The organism is Spirillospora sp. NPDC047279 (assembly GCF_040643285.1).
GTDB lineage: Bacteria > Actinomycetota > Actinomycetes > Streptosporangiales > Streptosporangiaceae > Spirillospora.
Genome location: NZ_JBEYUA010000002.1, coordinates 270104 through 286355, shown reverse-complemented (window position 1 = coordinate 286355; position 16252 = coordinate 270104). Strand labels below are relative to the sequence as shown.

15 protein-coding genes are annotated in these 16252 nt (G+C 72.0%); 9 read left to right on the top strand and 6 right to left on the bottom strand.

Going from position 1 to position 16252, the window contains the following annotated elements; translation table 11 throughout:
- The first annotated feature begins 15 nt into the window (after window positions 1–15).
- The 8 genes from ABZ810_RS05590 to ricT all read left to right on the top strand — a co-directional run bounded on the left by ABZ810_RS05590 (window position 16) and on the right by ricT (window position 8142).
- The gene (locus tag ABZ810_RS05590; protein WP_358399580.1) at window positions 16–1209 is read left to right on the top strand and encodes a DNA polymerase III subunit delta'; all 1194 of its coding nucleotides are present in this window, start codon (window positions 16–18) and stop codon (window positions 1207–1209) included.
- Window positions 1210–1506: 297 nt separating this feature from the next.
- Window positions 1507–3228 carry a S8 family serine peptidase gene (locus tag ABZ810_RS05585; RefSeq protein WP_358399578.1) on the top strand — a complete coding sequence of 574 codons (1722 nt, stop codon included), beginning with the start codon at window positions 1507–1509 and terminating at the stop codon, window positions 3226–3228.
- 144 nt (window positions 3229–3372) lie between these two features.
- The gene (locus tag ABZ810_RS05580) at window positions 3373–3909 is read left to right on the top strand and encodes a SigE family RNA polymerase sigma factor (RefSeq protein ID WP_358399575.1); all 537 of its coding nucleotides are present in this window, start codon (window positions 3373–3375) and stop codon (window positions 3907–3909) included.
- Window positions 3906–4517 carry a permease-like cell division protein FtsX gene (locus ABZ810_RS05575; protein ID WP_358399573.1) on the top strand — a complete coding sequence of 204 codons (612 nt, stop codon included), beginning with the start codon at window positions 3906–3908 and terminating at the stop codon, window positions 4515–4517. The genes ABZ810_RS05580 and ABZ810_RS05575 overlap by 4 nt, the downstream gene beginning before the upstream one ends.
- Before the next feature lie 42 nt (window positions 4518–4559).
- Window positions 4560–5039 carry a low molecular weight protein-tyrosine-phosphatase gene (locus ABZ810_RS05570; protein WP_358399571.1) on the top strand — a complete coding sequence of 160 codons (480 nt, stop codon included), beginning with the start codon at window positions 4560–4562 and terminating at the stop codon, window positions 5037–5039.
- Between the two features lie 3 nt (window positions 5040–5042).
- Window positions 5043–5915, top strand: a complete 873-nt coding sequence (locus tag ABZ810_RS05565) for a fructosamine kinase family protein (protein WP_358399568.1) — start codon at window positions 5043–5045, stop codon at window positions 5913–5915.
- Window positions 5916–6022: 107 nt separating this feature from the next.
- Entirely contained in the window at window positions 6023–7153 is a 1131-nt protein-coding gene (locus tag ABZ810_RS05560) for a hypothetical protein (protein WP_358399566.1), read from the top strand.
- Between the two features lie 74 nt (window positions 7154–7227).
- On the top strand, window positions 7228–8142 hold the full coding sequence (ricT, locus tag ABZ810_RS05555) for a regulatory iron-sulfur-containing complex subunit RicT (RefSeq protein WP_358400313.1): 915 nt from the start codon (window positions 7228–7230) through the stop codon (window positions 8140–8142).
- 66 nt (window positions 8143–8208) lie between these two features.
- On the opposite strand, the gene ABZ810_RS05550 is transcribed toward ricT, so the two are convergent.
- Window positions 8209–9084: an AfsR/SARP family transcriptional regulator gene (locus ABZ810_RS05550; protein ID WP_358399564.1), complete on the bottom strand. Its 876-nt coding sequence runs from the start codon at window positions 9082–9084 to the stop codon at window positions 8209–8211.
- Window positions 9085–9278: 194 nt separating this feature from the next.
- Window positions 9279–10250, bottom strand: a complete 972-nt coding sequence (locus ABZ810_RS05545) for a hypothetical protein (RefSeq protein WP_358399563.1) — start codon at window positions 10248–10250, stop codon at window positions 9279–9281.
- A gap of 357 nt (window positions 10251–10607) precedes the next feature.
- On the opposite strand from ABZ810_RS05545, the gene ABZ810_RS05540 reads away from it, so the two are divergent.
- Window positions 10608–11495, top strand: coding sequence for a M23 family metallopeptidase (locus ABZ810_RS05540; protein ID WP_358399561.1), 888 nt, complete (start codon window positions 10608–10610; stop codon window positions 11493–11495).
- Between the two features lie 153 nt (window positions 11496–11648).
- Here ABZ810_RS05540 and ABZ810_RS05535 read toward each other — a convergent pair whose 3' ends face one another.
- The 4 genes from ABZ810_RS05535 to ABZ810_RS05520 all read right to left on the bottom strand — a co-directional run bounded on the left by ABZ810_RS05535 (window position 11649) and on the right by ABZ810_RS05520 (window position 16145).
- Window positions 11649–12608, bottom strand: coding sequence for a BTAD domain-containing putative transcriptional regulator (locus tag ABZ810_RS05535; protein ID WP_358399559.1), 960 nt, complete (start codon window positions 12606–12608; stop codon window positions 11649–11651).
- Between the two features lie 210 nt (window positions 12609–12818).
- The gene (locus ABZ810_RS05530; RefSeq protein WP_358399557.1) at window positions 12819–13781 is read right to left on the bottom strand and encodes a hypothetical protein; all 963 of its coding nucleotides are present in this window, start codon (window positions 13779–13781) and stop codon (window positions 12819–12821) included.
- A 139-nt stretch (window positions 13782–13920) separates the two neighbouring features.
- On the bottom strand, window positions 13921–15048 hold the full coding sequence (locus ABZ810_RS05525) for an acyl-CoA desaturase (protein WP_358399554.1): 1128 nt from the start codon (window positions 15046–15048) through the stop codon (window positions 13921–13923).
- Between the two features lie 11 nt (window positions 15049–15059).
- Complete coding sequence (locus ABZ810_RS05520; RefSeq protein ID WP_358399552.1) at window positions 15060–16145, bottom strand: ferredoxin reductase; 1086 nt, start codon at window positions 16143–16145, stop codon at window positions 15060–15062.
- Window positions 16146–16252: the final 107 nt, after the last annotated feature.

Below are 16252 nucleotides of genomic sequence, written 5' to 3'. Positions count from 1 at the left end.
AATAGCCTTGACGGCATGAGCGTGTGGGATGACCTCGTCGGCCAGCATCCGGTCGTCGAGCAGCTGCGTTCCGCCGTCGACGCGTCCACGCCCGGCGGCGGAGCCGGTCCGGCGGGCGGCGGCTCGGCAGGCGGCTCGACGAGCGGCAAGATGGCGCACGCCTGGCTCTTCACCGGCCCGCCCGGCTCCGGCCGTTCCACCGCCGCCCGCGCCTTCGCCGCGGCCCTCCAGTGCACCGAGACCCCGCGCGGCTGCGGTCACTGCGCCTCCTGCCACCAGGTGCTCCAGGGCACCCACGCCGACGTGGAGGTCATCCGCCCGTCCGGCCTGTCCTACGGGGTCAAGGAGACCCGCGAGCTCGTCCTGCGCGCCTCGTCCTCACCGTCCGGCGGGCGCTGGCAGATCGTGCTCTTCGAGGGCGCCGACCGCGCCACCGAGGCCGCCGCCAACGCCCTCCTCAAGGCGATCGAGGAGCCGCCGCCGCGCACCGTCTGGCTGATGTGCACGCCCTCTCCGGAGGACATGCTCATGACCATCCGGTCCCGCTGCCGCCTGGTCACGCTGCGCACGCCGCCGGTGCGGGCGGTCGCCGACGTCCTGGTGCAGCGCGACGGCATCGACGCGCAGCTGGCGGAGCTCGCCGCGCGCGCCGCGCAGGGCCACATCGGCCGCGCGCGCCGCCTCGCCACCGACCCCGACGCCCGCAAGCGGCGCAACGACGTGCTGGCCGTGCCCCGGCGGCTGACCTCGGTCGGCCCCGCCGTGATCGCCGCCGAGGCCCTCGTCAAGGCGGCCGAGGCCGAGGCCAAGGTCACCGCCGAGGAGCTCAACGAGTCGGAGACGACCGCCCTGCGCCAGGCCCTCGGCGAGAGCGCCAAGGGCCGCATGCCGCGCGGCACCGCCGGCGCGCTCAAGGATCTGGAAGACCGGCAGAAGTCGCGTGCGACCCGGGTCAAGCGCGACGCCCTCGACCTGGCCCTGCTCGACCTGGCGTCCTACTATCGCGACGTCCTGACGCTCCAGCTCGGCGCCGGCTCCGACCTGGTCAACTCCGACCTGTCGGCCGAGCTGCGGACGGCCGCCGAGTCCGGCCCGCCCGAGGCCACCCTGCGGAGACTGGACGCGATCATGGAGTGCCGCGAACGCCTCGAGGCCAACGTCAACCCGCTCCTGGCCGTCGAAGCCCTGACCCTGGCTCTCCGCATCTGACCCAGGCTCTCCGCATCTGACCCCGGCTCTCCGCATCTGACCCTGGCCCTCCGCACCTGACCCTCGGGCCCCACCCCGGCCCGATCCGGGCCGGTGGGGATCCGCGCGGTCCAGCCTCCGTGACGGCCGACGATCATCCTGACAGGCTGTTTCCGTGCCGGCACCGTCGGCCACTTTCACACAACTAGCCCCTTTTCGTTACACATTCGTTCACGAGTCTCGACAGCAAGGGTCGTAGCGTCGCCTGGTTCAGCCCCCCATTTCGGGCTTATCGCATCTCTTCCAGGAGGTTGTACGTTGCGGCGTACCTTGATCACCGCGGCCTGCGCCGTCGTCACCGCGACGACGGCGTTCGCGGTCCCCGCCTCGGCCGGCCCGACCAGTTCGGGCCAGGCATCGGAGTACGTGGTCCTCTACAAGGAGGGCGTCTCCCTCGACAAGGCACGCGCCGCCGTCAAGGCGGCCGGCGGCACGATCGTCCGTGAGAACGCCGACGTCGGCGTCGCCACCGTTCGATCGGCCACCACCGACTTCGCCGCGCGCGCCAGGAGCCAGGGAGCCCTGGACGGCGCGGCGGGCAACCGCGTGATCGGCCGTGCTCCCAAGACCGGCAAGGTCACCAAGCAGTTCGCCGTGGAGAAGGAGGGCCGCGGCCAGACAGCCGGGGCCACCGCGGCGAAGTCGCACGGCAAGGGCGAGGAGCCCCTCGCCTCCCTGCAGTGGGACATGAAGCAGATCAACGCCACCGCCAAGGGCTCCTACAAGGTCGAGCCCGGCGACCGGCGGGTGACCGTCGGCGTCATCGACACCGGCGTGGACGGCTCCCACCCCGACATCAAGCCCAACTTCAACCGGGCGCTGAGCCGCAACTTCACCACCGACGTCCCGGTCGACGCCAACGGCGACGAGATCGACGGGCCGTGCGAGGCCGAGCCGGACAAGTCCTGCAACGACCCGGCGGACGTGGACGAGAACGAGCACGGCACGCACGTCGCCTCGACCATCGCCTCGCCCCGCAATGGGCTCGGCATGGCGGGCGTGGCGCCGAACGTCTCGCTGGTCAACCTGCGCGCCGGCCAGGACTCGGGCTACTTCTTCCTGCAGCCGTCGGTCGACGCGCTGACCTACGCGGGCAAGAACGGCATCGACGTGGTCAACATGAGCTACTACATCGACCCGTGGCTGTTCAACTGCGGCAACAACCCCGCCGACTCGCCGGCCGACCAGGCCGAGCAGCGCACCGTCATCGAGGCGACCAACCGGGCGCTCAACTTCGCGTACGAGCACGGCGTCACGCTGGTCGCGGCGGCGGGCAACGAGGCGATCGACTACACCAAGACCAACACCGACGCCACCAGCCCCGACTTCGCCTCGGAGCCGGGCGAGGCCCCGTACGAGCGCCAGATCCCGCCGAGCTGCCTCTCGCTGCCCGGTGAGGGCGACCACGTCATCCCGGTGTCCTCGACCGGCGTCAGCAAGCGCAAGGCCTACTACTCCAGCTTCGGCAAGGGCTACATCGCGGTCGCCGCGCCCGGCGGCGACAAGTACGACACCGCCGACCAGAAGCTCGACGACAAGGCCGGCATCTGGGCCGCCTACCCCGAGTCGATCGCCCGCGAGCGGGGCGAGCTGAACGCGGACGGCACGCCCAACACCCCGCGCGTCGTGCGCAGCTGCAAGGGCGGCACGTGCGCGTACTACCAGTCGATCCAGGGCACCTCGATGGCCTCGCCGCACGCGGCCGGTGTCGCGGCCCTGATCGTCAGCCGGTACGGCAAGCGCGACAGGGGCAACGGCGGTCTGACGTTGTCCCCGGCGATCGTCCGCTCGGTCCTGACCGGCACCGCGGCCGAGACGCCCTGCCCGGCGGGCGGCTCGTACACCTACACGCGGTACGTGAAGCAGGCCGACGGCTCGTTCCAGAAGGTCGTCGCCACGCACGCCTGTGAGGGCTCGAAGAAGTACAACGGGTTCTACGGCAGCGGCATCATCGACGCGTTCAACGCCGTCAAGCGCTGACCCCAGCGCTGATCACCGCGTCCTGAGCGTGGCCCCCGGCTTCGGCCGGGGGCCACGTTCCGTTACATCGAGCCGACGTCGGCCGCCCGGGGTGATTTCCCCGAGGGCGAGGCAACCTCGGGGGCCTCCTGGCGTCTCTGGGGCATGAGAGCTGAAGCGGTGCTGAGCGAACCCGCGAGCGGACGAACACGCGAGGACGAGGCGACCGCCGCGGTCACCGACCTCTACCGCGGCCACGCCCTGGGCCTGACGCGGCTCGCGCTGATGATGGTCGGCGACCGGGCGACGGCCGAGGACGTGGTGCAGGAGGCGTTCCTCGGCCTCTACCGGCGATGGGCGAACGTCGAGGACCGGACCAAGGCGCTCACGTACGTGCGGTCGTCGGTCCTCAACGGGTGCCGGACGGCGCTGCGCCGCCGCCACCGCCCGCTCCGCGCGGTGCACGTACCGCCGGTCTGGTCCGCCGAGGCGCAGGCCCTGGTGGGCGAGGAGCGCGGCGAGGTCATGGCGGCCCTGCACCGGCTGCCGGTGCGCCAGCGCGAGGCGCTGGTGCTGCGCTACTTCGCGGAGCTCGGCGAGGCGGAGATCGCCGAGGCCATGGGCGTGAGCCGAGGCACGGTCAAGTCGACGACGTCCCGGGCGCTCGCCGCGCTCGGCCGGATCCTGGAGGCGCGGTCATGAACACCACCACCGAGGAGCGCCTCACCGAGGCGATGCGGGCCGTCGGCGAGACCTTCGGGCCGCACGACGTCCCCCCGCTCGATCTCGCCGGCTCCCGAGGCCGCAGGAGCCTCCGAGGCCGCCGGCCGTTCGCCGGCAGGCCGATGTTCGTGATCGCCGCAGCGGCGGCCTCCGTCGTGGTCGCGGCAGGGGGAACGGCCCTGATCCAGAACTCGGGTGGTGGTGAGCCTGACGTCCGCCACGGCCCTGCCGTCGGCTCCTCCACGGCGGGACGGGGTGGTCAGGTCGCCGTCTTCCTGTGCGTCAAGACGTCGGCCAGGCCCTCGTGCCTGGGCCGCGACGCGACTCCGGCGCAGAAGGAGAGCCTGCGTGCCGGCCTGGGCGAACTGCCCGGCGTGGTCAACGTCGAGTACGAGAGCAGGCAGCAGGCGTACGAGCGGTTCAGGGAACGTTTCGACGACAGGCTGGGCTTCGCGGCGAACGCCAATCCGGGTGACATTCCCGACGCGTTCCTCGTCGGGATCGCGTCCCCCGGCGAGGCGCAGATGATCCTCGACTGGGCGACCGGGCTTCCCGGCGTCGACACCGCCGTCGCCGTCGGCTCCTGAGCCTCCGTGGGCGGCCCCGCCGGCGTCGGGCAGGATGGGGGTATGCCGTATCGCGTCACGTTCGTCTGCACGGGCAACATCTGCCGCTCGCCGATGGCCGAGTCGATCTTCCGCCACCACGTGGCGGACGAGGGCCTGGACGTCGAGGTCGACAGCTCGGGCACCGGCGGCTGGCACGTGGGCGACGACGCCGACCACCGGACCGTGCAGGCCCTGCGGCGGGCGGGCTACCGGTCGGCGCACGCGGCGCGGCGGTTCGAAGCGTCCTGGTTCGACACCTACGACCTGATCATCGCGCTGGACGACGGGCACCTGCGGGACCTGCGCGCGATGGCCCCGGACGCGGCGGCCCGCGACAAGATCAGGCTGCTCCGCGAGTTCGACCCGGCCGCGGGCGACGACCTGGACGTGCCGGACCCCTACTACGGCGGCCGGAGTGACTTCGAGCACGTTCGCGACCTGGTCGAGGCGGCGGTCCCGGGGCTCCTCGACGAGGTCCGGGCCGCGCTCAAGGAACGCTGAGCGGTGGTGCTGGACCGGGAACGCATCGGTGACCTGCTCGGCGTACCGGCCGAGCGGGTCACCGACCGCGGCTCCAGCCATGCCTGGACGCTGCATCGGGTACGGCTGGCCGACGGCCGCGAGGTCTTCGTCAAGGCGGCCGACGACCAGGCCGGGGTGTTCGCGGCGGAGGCGGCCGGGCTGCGCTGGCTGGCGGCGGCCGGCCCCGGGACGCCGGTGGCCGAGGTCCTGGCGGCCGACGATCACCACCTGGTCCTGCCCTGGCTGCCCGCCGAGTCGCCTTCGGCCGAGGCGGCGGAACGGTTCGGACGCGAGCTCGCCGGGCTCCACTCGTCCTCCCGCCCGGCGGAGTACGGGGCGCCCTGGCCCGGCTACATCGCCGAGCTGCCGCTGGACAACACGCTCACCGACGCGGACGGGGGAGTCGCGTGGCCGCGCTGGTACGCGGAGCGGCGCCTCGAACCGTTCCTGCGCAGCGGCGCCCGCCATCTGAGCACGTCCGACGTCCGCCTGTTCGAGCGGGTGATCGAGGAGATCGACGCCCTGGCGGGGCCGCCGGAGCCGCCCAGCCGCATCCACGGCGACCTGTGGTCGGGCAACCTTCTGTGGTCGGGCGGCCGTGGCCTGCTCATCGACCCGGCCGCGCACGGCGGCCACCGCGAGACCGACCTCGCCATGCTGGCCCTCTTCGGGGCTCCGCACATCTCACGCGTCCTGGCCGCCTACGATGAGGTCGCCCCCCTGCCCGCGGGATGGCGCGAACGGGTGCCCCTGCATCAGCTGCACCCGCTGCTCGTCCATGTCGCCCTGTTCGGCGGTTCGTACCGCGGATCCGCGGTCGACGCGGCGGAGGCCGCGCTGGCACTCGCGGGTTGACCTGGGCGTGAACAGCCAGGAATGACTGTTTGTCATGAGATGGATGAGATAGAACTGTCGAGCGGAATTTCGGGGCGAGACGCGAGAGGGCGGTGCGACCCAACCCCATGAGCGACGAGCGTGAGGCCGGGCGGACGGAGCCGGGCGGGCCGGGACGGCTGAGCGGCGCCTGGCGTGCCGCGGTACCGGTGGCCGCGGCGGTGGGCATCGCCGCCGTCGTGGGCGGCGGCCTCGACTTCGTGAACGCCCGCGGGGACTCCCAACCCAAGAAGGCGGCGTCGAAGTCGGCGACCACATCCGCGCCCAAGCCGGGCAAGAGCGGTCCACGGTACGTCGTCGGCGTCCGCCGGGCCGGCACCGCCCTGGTCGTCCGCGACGCCCGTACCGGCAAGGACGTGGGCGTTCCGGTCGCCGCCCCGCAGGGCCGGCGGTTCCAGCGCGTCGCGACGGGCGCCGACGGCGGGTACGTCGTGGCCGCCAAGGCCGGCGGGAAGGTCGTCTTCCAGCGGCTCGTCCTCGACGAGAAGGGCCGTCCCACGTCCCTGGCCGCGATCCCGGGCACCGATCTGGCCGGGGAGTCGACCGCCTGGTCCGACCTGGCCGTGACGCCGGACGGCAACAGGATCGCGTACGTGACGTACCGCGGGACCCGGAGCCGGCTGGACGTGATCTCCGTCGCCGACGGTGCCCGCACGACCTGGACGACGAGGACGCCGGCCCGGCTGAGCAGCCTGTCCTGGGCGGGCGACACGCTCTCGTTCGTCTGGAACCCGGTGCGCTCGGTCAACGGCAGGCTGACCGAGATCCGGCACCAGGTGCGCACGCTCGACACCACGGGCCGTGGCGGCGACCTCGTGGTGAGCAAGGCGGTGCTCAAGCTTCCCGAGGGCAGCGAGACGGCGGTGCTCAGCCGCGACGGCCAGAACGTCGTCGCGGGCGTGATCGCCGGCTCCAAGGTGGCGCTGCACACGTTCTCCGTACGGACGGGGCAGCCCGCCGAGGTGTTGTGGTCGCAGCCCGTCGCGGGCGGCGGCGAAGGCGCGGGCACCGCCCAGGGCGGCGGCACCGGCGACGGCCCGGGCACCGGGGGGGGCGGGGGCGCCGCCGGAACGATCCGTGCGCGGCTCGACGTGGACGCCACGGGCGGGCACCTTCTGTTCACGGGGAGCGACGGCCGCCTGTACGTCAAGGGCGGGCCCGCCGTACCGGGGCAGGATCTCGACGACGCCGCCTGGTGACGCCCGTCTCCCTTCCGGCGGGTACGACGTAGGGTTGTGGCACGAATCCGGGCGAACGGAGACAAACCGTGGGCATGGTGATGGCCGTCAGCTTCACCCGATACGGTCGCCTCTACTACCTGGACCCTGGCGCGCACTCCCCGAAGGTCGGTGACAGGGTGCTGGTCCCGACCGACTCCGGCCCCGAGGTGGCCGAGTGCGTCTGGGCGCCGCAGTGGGTGAGCGACGACATCGGTGGCCTGCCGTTGTGCGAGGGCCTCGCCGGCGACGAGCACCTGGCCCGCGACGAGACCAACCGCCGCCGCCGCGCCGAGGGGCGCGGCATCGCCAAGCGCCTCATCCGCAAGCACGAGCTGCCGATGAAGGTCATCGGAGTCGACTACCTCGACGCCGACAACGTCTTCAAGGTCTACTTCTCCGCCCCGCACCGGGTGGACTTCCGGGCCCTGGTCCGCGACCTGGCGCGCAACGTCAAGGCCCGGGTGGAGCTGAGGCAGGTCGGCCCGCGCGACGAGGCCCGGTTGCAGGGCGGCATCGGCCCGTGCGGCCGCGACCTGTGCTGCGCCACGTTCCTCAAGGACTTCGAGCCGGTCTCGGTGCGGATGGCCAAGGAGCAGGACCTGCCGGTCAATCCGCTGCGCATCGCGGGCGCCTGCGGGCGGCTGATGTGCTGCCTCAAGTACGAGCACCCGCTCTACGTGCAGGCGCACGAACGTATGCCCGCGCTCGGCGAACGGGTGGAGACGCCCGAAGGGCCCGGCCAGGTGGTCGGCCGCAACGTCCCGTCCGACCAGGTCACGGTGCGCCTGAGCAGCGGCGGCCGCTGTTCGTGCCCGTCGGCGTCGGTCTGCTCGCCGCGCAAGCAGCACGACGCCCACTACAACGCGGGCGGCGACACCACCGCCACCGGCACCGACTCCTCGGAGGCCCGGCGGGAGGCGGGGGAAGGCGCGTCCGAGCCTGGTGAAGACCCTCCGGCGGGGCGATGACCGATCGAGGGCCCGCCGCGACGCGGTCCGGTTCCTCCGGCCGTACGCGCGGACCGCGGGGAGAGATCAGCGGGGGCCGTGCAGGGTGGCGGCACGGCGGAGGCCGCCCGTCCGGCGCCGGCCATGGCGAGGGCGCTGGCGGCAGGCCCCCAGCCGGAAACTCGGTGCCGTGGGCCGGTCGGCCGGCGGCATGGTCTCCCACGGCGAGGTGAGCCGCTGCTGGACGGAGGGCGCGTCCGCCAGAATCGCCTCGTGCAGGTCGCGCAGCACACGACCGGGCTCCAGGCCCAGGTCGTCGCTGAGGATGCGGCGGCCCTCCTGATAGACGGCCAGCGACTCGGCCTGCCGTCCGGAGCGGGCCAGCGCGGTCATGAGCTGGGCGCGCAGCCGCTCGCGGAACGGGTTCTCGGCGACCAGGGCCATCAGGTCCCCGGTCAGCTCGTGGTGGTGGCCCCGCACGAGTTCCAGCTCGGCCAGCTCCTCGGTGCCGGTCAGGCGAAGTTCCTCCCAGCGCAGGGCCCCCGTGGCCAGCGGCGCGCTGTCCAGCCCGGCGAGGACCGGGCCGCGCCACAGCGCCAGCGCGGCGTGGTAGAGCCGGACGGCCTCGCCGGTCCGGCCGGCGGTCGCGGCGTCACGGGCCGCCGCCACCCGCTCTTCGGCGACGCTCGCGTCGGTACGGACGGCGCCGGCGCGGAGGCGGTAGCCGGGGCTCACGGTCTCGATCACGTCGTCGAGACCGGCCTCGCGGAACGTGCGCCGCAGCCCGGAGACCGCGATGGCGATCTGCGTGCGCATCGACGGCGGCGGCTCGGCCTCCCAGATCGCCTCGACGAGGCGCTCGGTCGCGACCACGCGTCCGGGTTCGAGGAGGAGCATCGCCAGGACGAGCCGCGCACGCACCCCCGGGAGCTCGATCCGCCGGTCCCCCTCGGCGGCCTGCATCGGGCCCAATATGTGAATGTCCACCGGATCGGCTTTCCCTTCCGTACTCGGCCCTACGTCCCTGAACGGCCTCGGAGTCGCTGCCCCCGGCAGGACGCGAGTAGCCAAACATGATCGGTCCGGGCCCGTCCGGAGATCGATGACCGGCCCGGTTCAGCGCCGTTCAGAACGGCGTTCACGCAGGTGGTGACGGTTCACTTGAAGGGGCACTGGCGCAGCACGCCGGGATTGGGGTGCCGGGTGGAGAGCAGGCGGGAGGCCGGCATGAATCCCCAGCCCTCGTGCTCGGGCTTCGCCGAGACCTCGTCGCCCTGGCTGTAGTACCAGATGTCGTTCCCGCCGGAGTGCCGCTCGCCGCGGATCCAGCAGACGAACCAGCTGCGGATGGACTCCATGTGCCCGACCTGGGTGCTGGTGGAGCGCGGCTCCTCGAAGAGGGGGGAGTCGGGCAGGTTCGCGCACCGGAAGACCTGTTTCCAGAGCCGCCGGTGCCGCGGATCCGTGTGGATGTCGTTGTCCAGGGGCTGGCAGATCTCGCCGGCCGCGGCGTTGCTCACCGGCCGCGCGCCGCTCTCCGTCGTTCCGCCGGTGGCGGGCGGTTCGGGCGCGTCGTCGCCGGTGAACACGAGGACGACGGCGGCGGTCGCCAGAGCCACGAGCGCCGCGACGCCCGCGAGCGCCGCCGGCGGAACCGACGCGCGACGTCGTCCTGCGTCGATCCGGCCGGATGTGAGCACCGGCGCGGGCGGCTGATCGGAACCGTGGCCCTGATCACCGTCCAGGCCCGGAGCGGGCGGCGGGGCGGCCGCCCGCGGCGCCGCGAGGGAGTCCGCCGGGGACTGGGCGGCCGTTCCCTGGTGTTCGGCGAGGCCGTCCCAACGCGCCTTCCAGCGGGCGAGCTCGGCCTCGGCCTCGGGGTGGCCGCGGAACCTGAGACAGGCCTCGATGAAGCGCAGCGATGCCGACTCCGGTGGCCTGACCAGAGGGTTCCGGCCGATGAGATTGGAGATGGCGGCGGGGGAGAGGCCGGTGACGCGGCCCGAGAGAGCACGGTACTTCGGTGAGTCGCACCACTCGTACAGTTCGCGCAGGCGAGCGGTGAACTCGGACCACGACGTGACGCCTTCGGGGTCAGGCGGCGGTGTTGGTGGGGCTGGGGTGGACACGTGACGCTCCAATGGAACCTGGGCTGGGTTTCCGGGTCTATCTGACGAAACGCCCGCCACTCTGGTTCACACCGGCCCATGCCGTCACCGCCGGGGGGCCGTCGGTGACGTCGTCGAGGGGCCGTCACGGCCGGTCAGGCCGGGTGCTTATCGAGTGCTTATCGGATCGTAAAGAGATCCATAACGCCCGTCCCTACGGTGATCACCGCCGGACGGGCGGAGATTCCCTCGGAGACAGAACGACCACGTCGAAGTAGTGGCCGGAGACCGATCGGGACAGCGGCCACGCGGGCGAGCGGCCCTGCCGCGTCAGCGATCACGGCATTCCTTACCGAACCCCGACGAAAGACGAGACCCATGCGCATCCCCCTGAACCGGCTTGTCATCGCCGGTGTCGCGACGGCCGCCCTCGGCGGCGGCCTGATCGCGGCCCTCCCGGACTCACCCGAGTCCAAAGCGGCCCCCTCGGCCAACACCAACGCCGACGTCGAGGTGCAGGCGGCGCCGACGTACCAGCTTCCGTTCGCGTGCGGGCAGAAGTGGCAGCTGAACTCCTGGGCGCACTCGCCCGCGCTCGACATGGTCAAGGAGCCGACCCAGCACGGCACCGAGGGCGCCGCGCTGCTGGCTCCGGCGGCCGGCACCGTGGTGGCGTCGTTCTGGCACAACAACGCCGGCAACGTCGTCCAGATCCGTCACTCCGGCCGCCACTACACGACCTACCTGCACATGAAGTACCGGTCGGTCAGCAAGGGCACCGTGATCTACCGGGGTACCAAGATCGGCGCCGTCGGCAAGACCGGCCCGACCGCGAACAAGCACCCGCACCTGCACTACGAGCAGGGCTACGACAAGAACAACAACGGCAGCGTCACCTGGGGCTACTCGGGTGCCGAGCGGGTCGCCGCGTCCTTCGACGGCAAGAAGTACACCGGCTCGAACAAGGAGTGGAACAACGTCAAGAGCGCGAACAAGTGCGCTCCCAAGAAGGTCTACGTCACGATGAAGTCGAAGGGCAACGCCTACCGGGGGCCGTCCAGCACGGCGAAGGCCGGCACCCTGAACAAGGGCAGCAGCTACGTCTTCTGCACCGCGCTGGGCCGTTCGGTGGCCAAGAGCAAGTACTGGCTCTACACCGACCTCGACTCCGGCGACATCTCCGGCTGGGTTCCGGCGTCGCGCCTGGGCAAGGGTTCGGGGCGGCCCAAGGACAACAAGGGCAAGAGCATCGCGTACTGCTCATGAGCTGATCGCGCACGCGGCCCGCACCCGCTCCCGTCACCGCCGCGTGCGCGATCCGGCGCGAGAGAGCGCGCCGCCCACGGTCTGTGGGCGGCGCGCTCTCTCGCCTTCGGATGTCCTCCGGGACCTCGTGATGAGCGACCAGCGCGCTCCCGTTCAGGACCAGGAACGGCGTGCGGCCCGTGCGGGCCCGCGAGCCACCCGAGTGCTGCGCACCGGAGAACGGCGCGACGTGTGGCTCGGACGCCGCGGCACGTCCGCCAGGGCCGTGTGCTGGGGCGAAGAGGCGGCGGGAGCCGGAGCCGGGGGCCTGCGTGGGGCGGGGACGAACGGGGTGAGGGGGCCCGCCACGGTGGTGGACGTCCAGGCGGGGACCGCGGGCGGGTACAGGGACGCGTCGTCACGGAGGATCGCCTCGTGCAGATCGCGCAGGCCGCGTCCCGGTTCGAGGCCGAGCTCGCCGGCGAGGATCCGCCTGCCGTCCCGGTAGACGGACAGCGCCTCGGTCCGGCGTCCACTCCGAACGAGGGCCAGCATCAGCAGGGCGCGCAGCCGCTCCCGGTAGGGCTGCTCGCCGACCAGTGGCATCAGCGTCGCCACCAGATTCAGGTGCCGGCCGCGCGCGAGGTCGATCTCGGCGGCCTCCTCGTGCACGGTCAGCCGCAGCTCCTCCCAGGAGCGCGCCGCGTTCACGACGGTCGAGCGGTCGAGACCGGTGAGCACCGGGCCCTGCCACAACGCGAGGGCCCCGCGGTAGTAGAGCACCGCCTCGTCGGGCCGTCCGGCCGCCGCGGCGGCACGCGCCTCGGCCACCCGGTCCTCCGCCGTCCACGCGTCGGTCCAGACCCGCTCGTCCGGCAGCCGGTACCCGGGCGTCACCGTCTCGATGAGCCCGTCCCGTCCCGACTTCTCGAACGCGCGCCGCAGCGCCGCGATCGCGATGGCGACCTGCGTGCGCGCGGAGGCGGGCGGGTCGTCCTCCCACACCGCCTCGATGAGGCGGTCCGTGGGGACCACCCGGCCGGACGCCAGAAGCAGCGTCGCCAGGACGACCTGTTGCCTGAGCCCCCCGATCCGAATCGGCCGCTCCGCGGCGCACGCCTGCAGCGGTCCCAAGATTCGAAACTCCACCCGTTCCGTCACCTCTCCCCGTGCGGGCCCGCTCGTGCCACCTGACCAACGAGGCGGCGGGCCGGGTTCCCCGTCTGGACCCGGCTGGTGGGCGTCCGCTGTGAGTTAGAGGCGGCACCGGGCCTGATCGTTCACTTCTGTTGGCCGAATGTGGTTCAGAGCCGTTCTGAACGTGTTCTGACGAGGTGGGACGGGCTACAAGAAAGCGCATTCACGGGTGACGTGGGTGGCCGGATGCTCGTCGGTCTGGACGTCGTCGGCATGGATGAAGCCCCACCCCCTGAGCTCGGGCCGCGCCACCGACCGGTCCGCCCGCGTGTAGTACCAGATGTCGCTGCCGCTGTGCTTCCTCCCGCGCGTCCAGCACATGAGACGGCCCGGGTCGGTGTCCACGTACCCGATGACGTGGTCCGGGGCGTCGGTCGCGTAGACGGCCGCGCCGACCTTGTCCGGGCACTGGTAGAAGCCGCTCCAGCGAAGGTCGAGCCGGGCGTCCGGGATCGTGCCCCGGACGTAGAGGCACTCCTTGTCGGGGTCGGGCGTCTCCTCGGTGAGGAACCCGGCGAGCAGGAACACCGCCGCCGTCGCGGTCGCGGAGACGATCGCGACCGGGAGGCGGCTGCGACGGCTGGAGCGTTCCGTTCTGAACGTGGCCTCGTGACCCTCCGCGCGAGCCGGTAAAAGTCCCGGAGCGGGGGCCGGGGCCGAGGCGGACGGCGGGTCCGCGGCGCGTTCGGCTCTCGTGGTCCGATCGTTCTCCGGAACGCCGGACAGGTGGACCTGCTGCTCGGGGATCCTGACCGGCCTGTCCTCGGGAACGGCCGCGCTGGACAGGCTTCGCCAGCGGTCCTTCCAGCGGGCCAGTTCGGCGTGGGCGTCGAACGGGGGCGTCCGCCCGTCCGAGGCGGCCGGGAGATCGCGGTAGGTGAGGCAGGCGAGCACGAACCGCTGGGCGGCCGTTTCGGGTGGCTGGGAGAGGGGGTTCTTGCCGATGAGCGTGGACACCGCCGCCGGCGACAGCCCGGTGGTGCGGCTGCAGAGGGCCCGGTATTTCGGAGAGCCGCACCATGCGTGCAGCTCGCGGAGCCGCGCGGTGAACTCGGGCCAGGATCGTGCGTCATCAGGGTGGGGAGGCGGGACGGGGGAAGGGCTGGGCACGCAGTTACTCCGGGGGCCGGGCGGGGTGCGTTGTTTCGTCGAAGGATGTCATTAACAGACGCCCCTGTGTACTTCCCGTCCAAGGAATGGCAATCTGCCCCTGGGACCCGCCTCTCCACTCCGCCAGGCCCGGCCCTCCCTACAGGTCGTCCGGCCGAGGTGTCGGGGTCCGGTCGCCGCCGGGGAACGCGTAGCGCACGATCTTGCCCCAGGTGCTGCCGATCTGCTTGCGCAGCGGCCCGGTGTGGTACGGCAGGTCGAACTTGTCGCACAGGGCCCGGACACGCGGCGCGATCTCGGCGTACCGGTTGCTCGGCAGGTCGGGGAAGAGGTGGTGCTCGATCTGGTGACTGAGGTTGCCGGTCATGAGGTGGAAGAACCTCCCGCCGGAGATGTTGGCCGACCCCAGCAGCTGGCGGACGTACCACTCGCCCCTGGTCTCGCCCTCCAGGATCTCCTCCTCGAACACCTCCACCTCACCGGGGAAGTGCCCGCAGAAGATGATCGAGTGCGCCCACACGTTGCGCACGATGTTGGCGGTGAAGTTGGCGGCCAGCGTGGACAGGAACTGCGGGCCGGTCAGCAGCGGGAAGGCCACGTAGTCCTTGGCCCACTGGCGCCGGATCTTGCGTCCGATGGCGCGCAGTTTCCGCTGCGTCTCCTCCGGGTCGTTCGTGCCCTCCCGGATCTTGTCGAAGTCCAGGTCGTGCAGCGCCACCCCGTACTCGAAGAACATCGCCAGCAGCGCGCAGTAGATCGGCTGCGGGATGTTGACCGGGTGCCAGTCCTGCTCGGGCGTGACGCGCAGGATGCCGTAGCCGACGTCGTTGTCCTTGCCGAGCACGTTCGTGAACGTGTGGTGGATGAAGTTGTGGGAGTGCTTCCACTGCTCGGCGGGGGAGACGTTGTCCCACTCCCACGTGGTCGAGTGGATCTTGGGATCGCGCATCCAGTCCCACTGGCCGTGCATGACGTTGTGCCCGATCTCCATGTTCTCCAGGATCTTGGCGACCGAGAGGGTCGCGGTCCCGGCGATCCACGCGGGCGGCAGCGACGAGGCGAACAACATCGCGCGGCCGGCGATCTCCAGGCCGCGCTGGACCCGGATGACGCGGTGGATGTACGCGGAGTCGCGGTCGCCCAGTTCGGCGCTGATCTCCTCGCGGAGGGCGTCCAGCTCCTCCGCGATGGCCTCGTAGTCCGAGGGCGTCAGATGCGCCGTGCTCGCGATGGTGGGGCGCTGCCCGTTCAACGTGGTGATGGTCATGATCGCCTCCTTCAGAGCTCGATTTCCACAGGTCCGGCCGCCGCCGAGACGCACGTCTGGATCATGTGGCCCTCCTCGCCGTGCACCTCGCCGGTGCGCAGGTCGCGGACCTTGCCGGAGCACAACCGGCCGACGCAGCTGTAACAGATGCCCATGCGGCACCCGCTGGGCAGCAGCGCGCCCGCGCCCTCCCCGGCCTCCAGCAGCGGTGTCGCCCCGCCGGCGTCGACCTCGACACCGCTCTTGGTGAAGCTGACCCGGCCGCCCTCGCCGTCGGTGACCGCGAGCACGGGACGGAATCGTTCCAGGCGGAGCCGATGGGCGGCGTCGGCCGACTCCCAGTGCGCGGTGAGGTCGTCCAGCAGGTCGCCGGGCCCGCACGCCCAGGTCTCGCGTTCGTCCCAGTCGGCGCACACGTCGGGCAGCTCGGCGGGCTTGAAACGCCCGTCGGCCGCGGTGTGCCGCTCGTACAGCCGCAGCCAGGGCAGCCGCCCGGCCAGGCTCCGGAGCTCCGCGCCGAAGATGACCTCGTCCGGCGTCCGGGCCGAGTGGATCAGCACCACGTCCGGCTTCACGTCGATGTCCGGCGTGCTCCTCCGGGCGGCGAGGCCGCGCAGGATGGCCATGACCGGGGTGATGCCGCTGCCCGCGGTGACGAAGAGCAGCCGGCCGGGCAGCGGATCGGGAAGGACGAAGTCACCTTCCGGCGGGGACAGCCGGACGATGGTGCGGGGCCGGGCCCGGTGCACGAGGTGGCGGGAGACCAGGCCGTCGGACGTCGCCTTGACCGTGATCGTGATGAGGCCGTCCGCGCGGGGCGGCGACGACAGCGAGAACGTACGCCAGTGGCGGACCCCGTCGATGTCGATCCCGATCTTCAGCCACTGGCCCGGCCGGTGGCCCGGCCAGTCGCGCCCCGGGCGGATCACCACGGTCGCGGCGCCGGGGGCCTCGTGCCTGACCGTCTCGATCCGGCCGCGCAGTTCCGCGGTCGACCAGAGCGGGTTGACCAGGGCGAGGTAGTCCTCGGGCAGCAACGGTGTGGTGAGCCAGCGGGCGGCGTCTCCCAAGCGGCGGTGGAGCGGGGTCGTGGTCAAAGGGCCTCCCCCGAACGGCACGAACCTACGTTTGAGTAACCTACGGTTACGTAGCCGTAAGCTCAGGGCAAGCCCTCCCGGACAAAAGGGACCGGCATCACACCATC

What these genes read in the sequence shown, in the direction of transcription:
- ricT (WP_358400313.1), top strand. Translation starts at nt 7,228, where the DNA reads ATGGTGATGGCCGTCAGCTTCACCCGATACGGTCGCCTCTACTACCTG.
- ABZ810_RS05550 (WP_358399564.1), bottom strand. Translation starts at nt 9,084, where the DNA reads ATGCAGGCCGCCGAGGGGGACCGGCGGATCGAGCTCCCGGGGGTGCGT.
- ABZ810_RS05580 (WP_358399575.1), top strand. Translation starts at nt 3,373, where the DNA reads ATGAGAGCTGAAGCGGTGCTGAGCGAACCCGCGAGCGGACGAACACGC.
- ABZ810_RS05560 (WP_358399566.1), top strand. Translation starts at nt 6,023, where the DNA reads ATGAGCGACGAGCGTGAGGCCGGGCGGACGGAGCCGGGCGGGCCGGGA.
- ABZ810_RS05570 (WP_358399571.1), top strand. Translation starts at nt 4,560, where the DNA reads ATGCCGTATCGCGTCACGTTCGTCTGCACGGGCAACATCTGCCGCTCG.
- ABZ810_RS05575 (WP_358399573.1), top strand. Translation starts at nt 3,906, where the DNA reads ATGAACACCACCACCGAGGAGCGCCTCACCGAGGCGATGCGGGCCGTC.
- ABZ810_RS05590 (WP_358399580.1), top strand. Translation starts at nt 16, where the DNA reads ATGAGCGTGTGGGATGACCTCGTCGGCCAGCATCCGGTCGTCGAGCAG.
- ABZ810_RS05540 (WP_358399561.1), top strand. Translation starts at nt 10,608, where the DNA reads ATGCGCATCCCCCTGAACCGGCTTGTCATCGCCGGTGTCGCGACGGCC.
- ABZ810_RS05525 (WP_358399554.1), bottom strand. Translation starts at nt 15,048, where the DNA reads ATGACCATCACCACGTTGAACGGGCAGCGCCCCACCATCGCGAGCACG.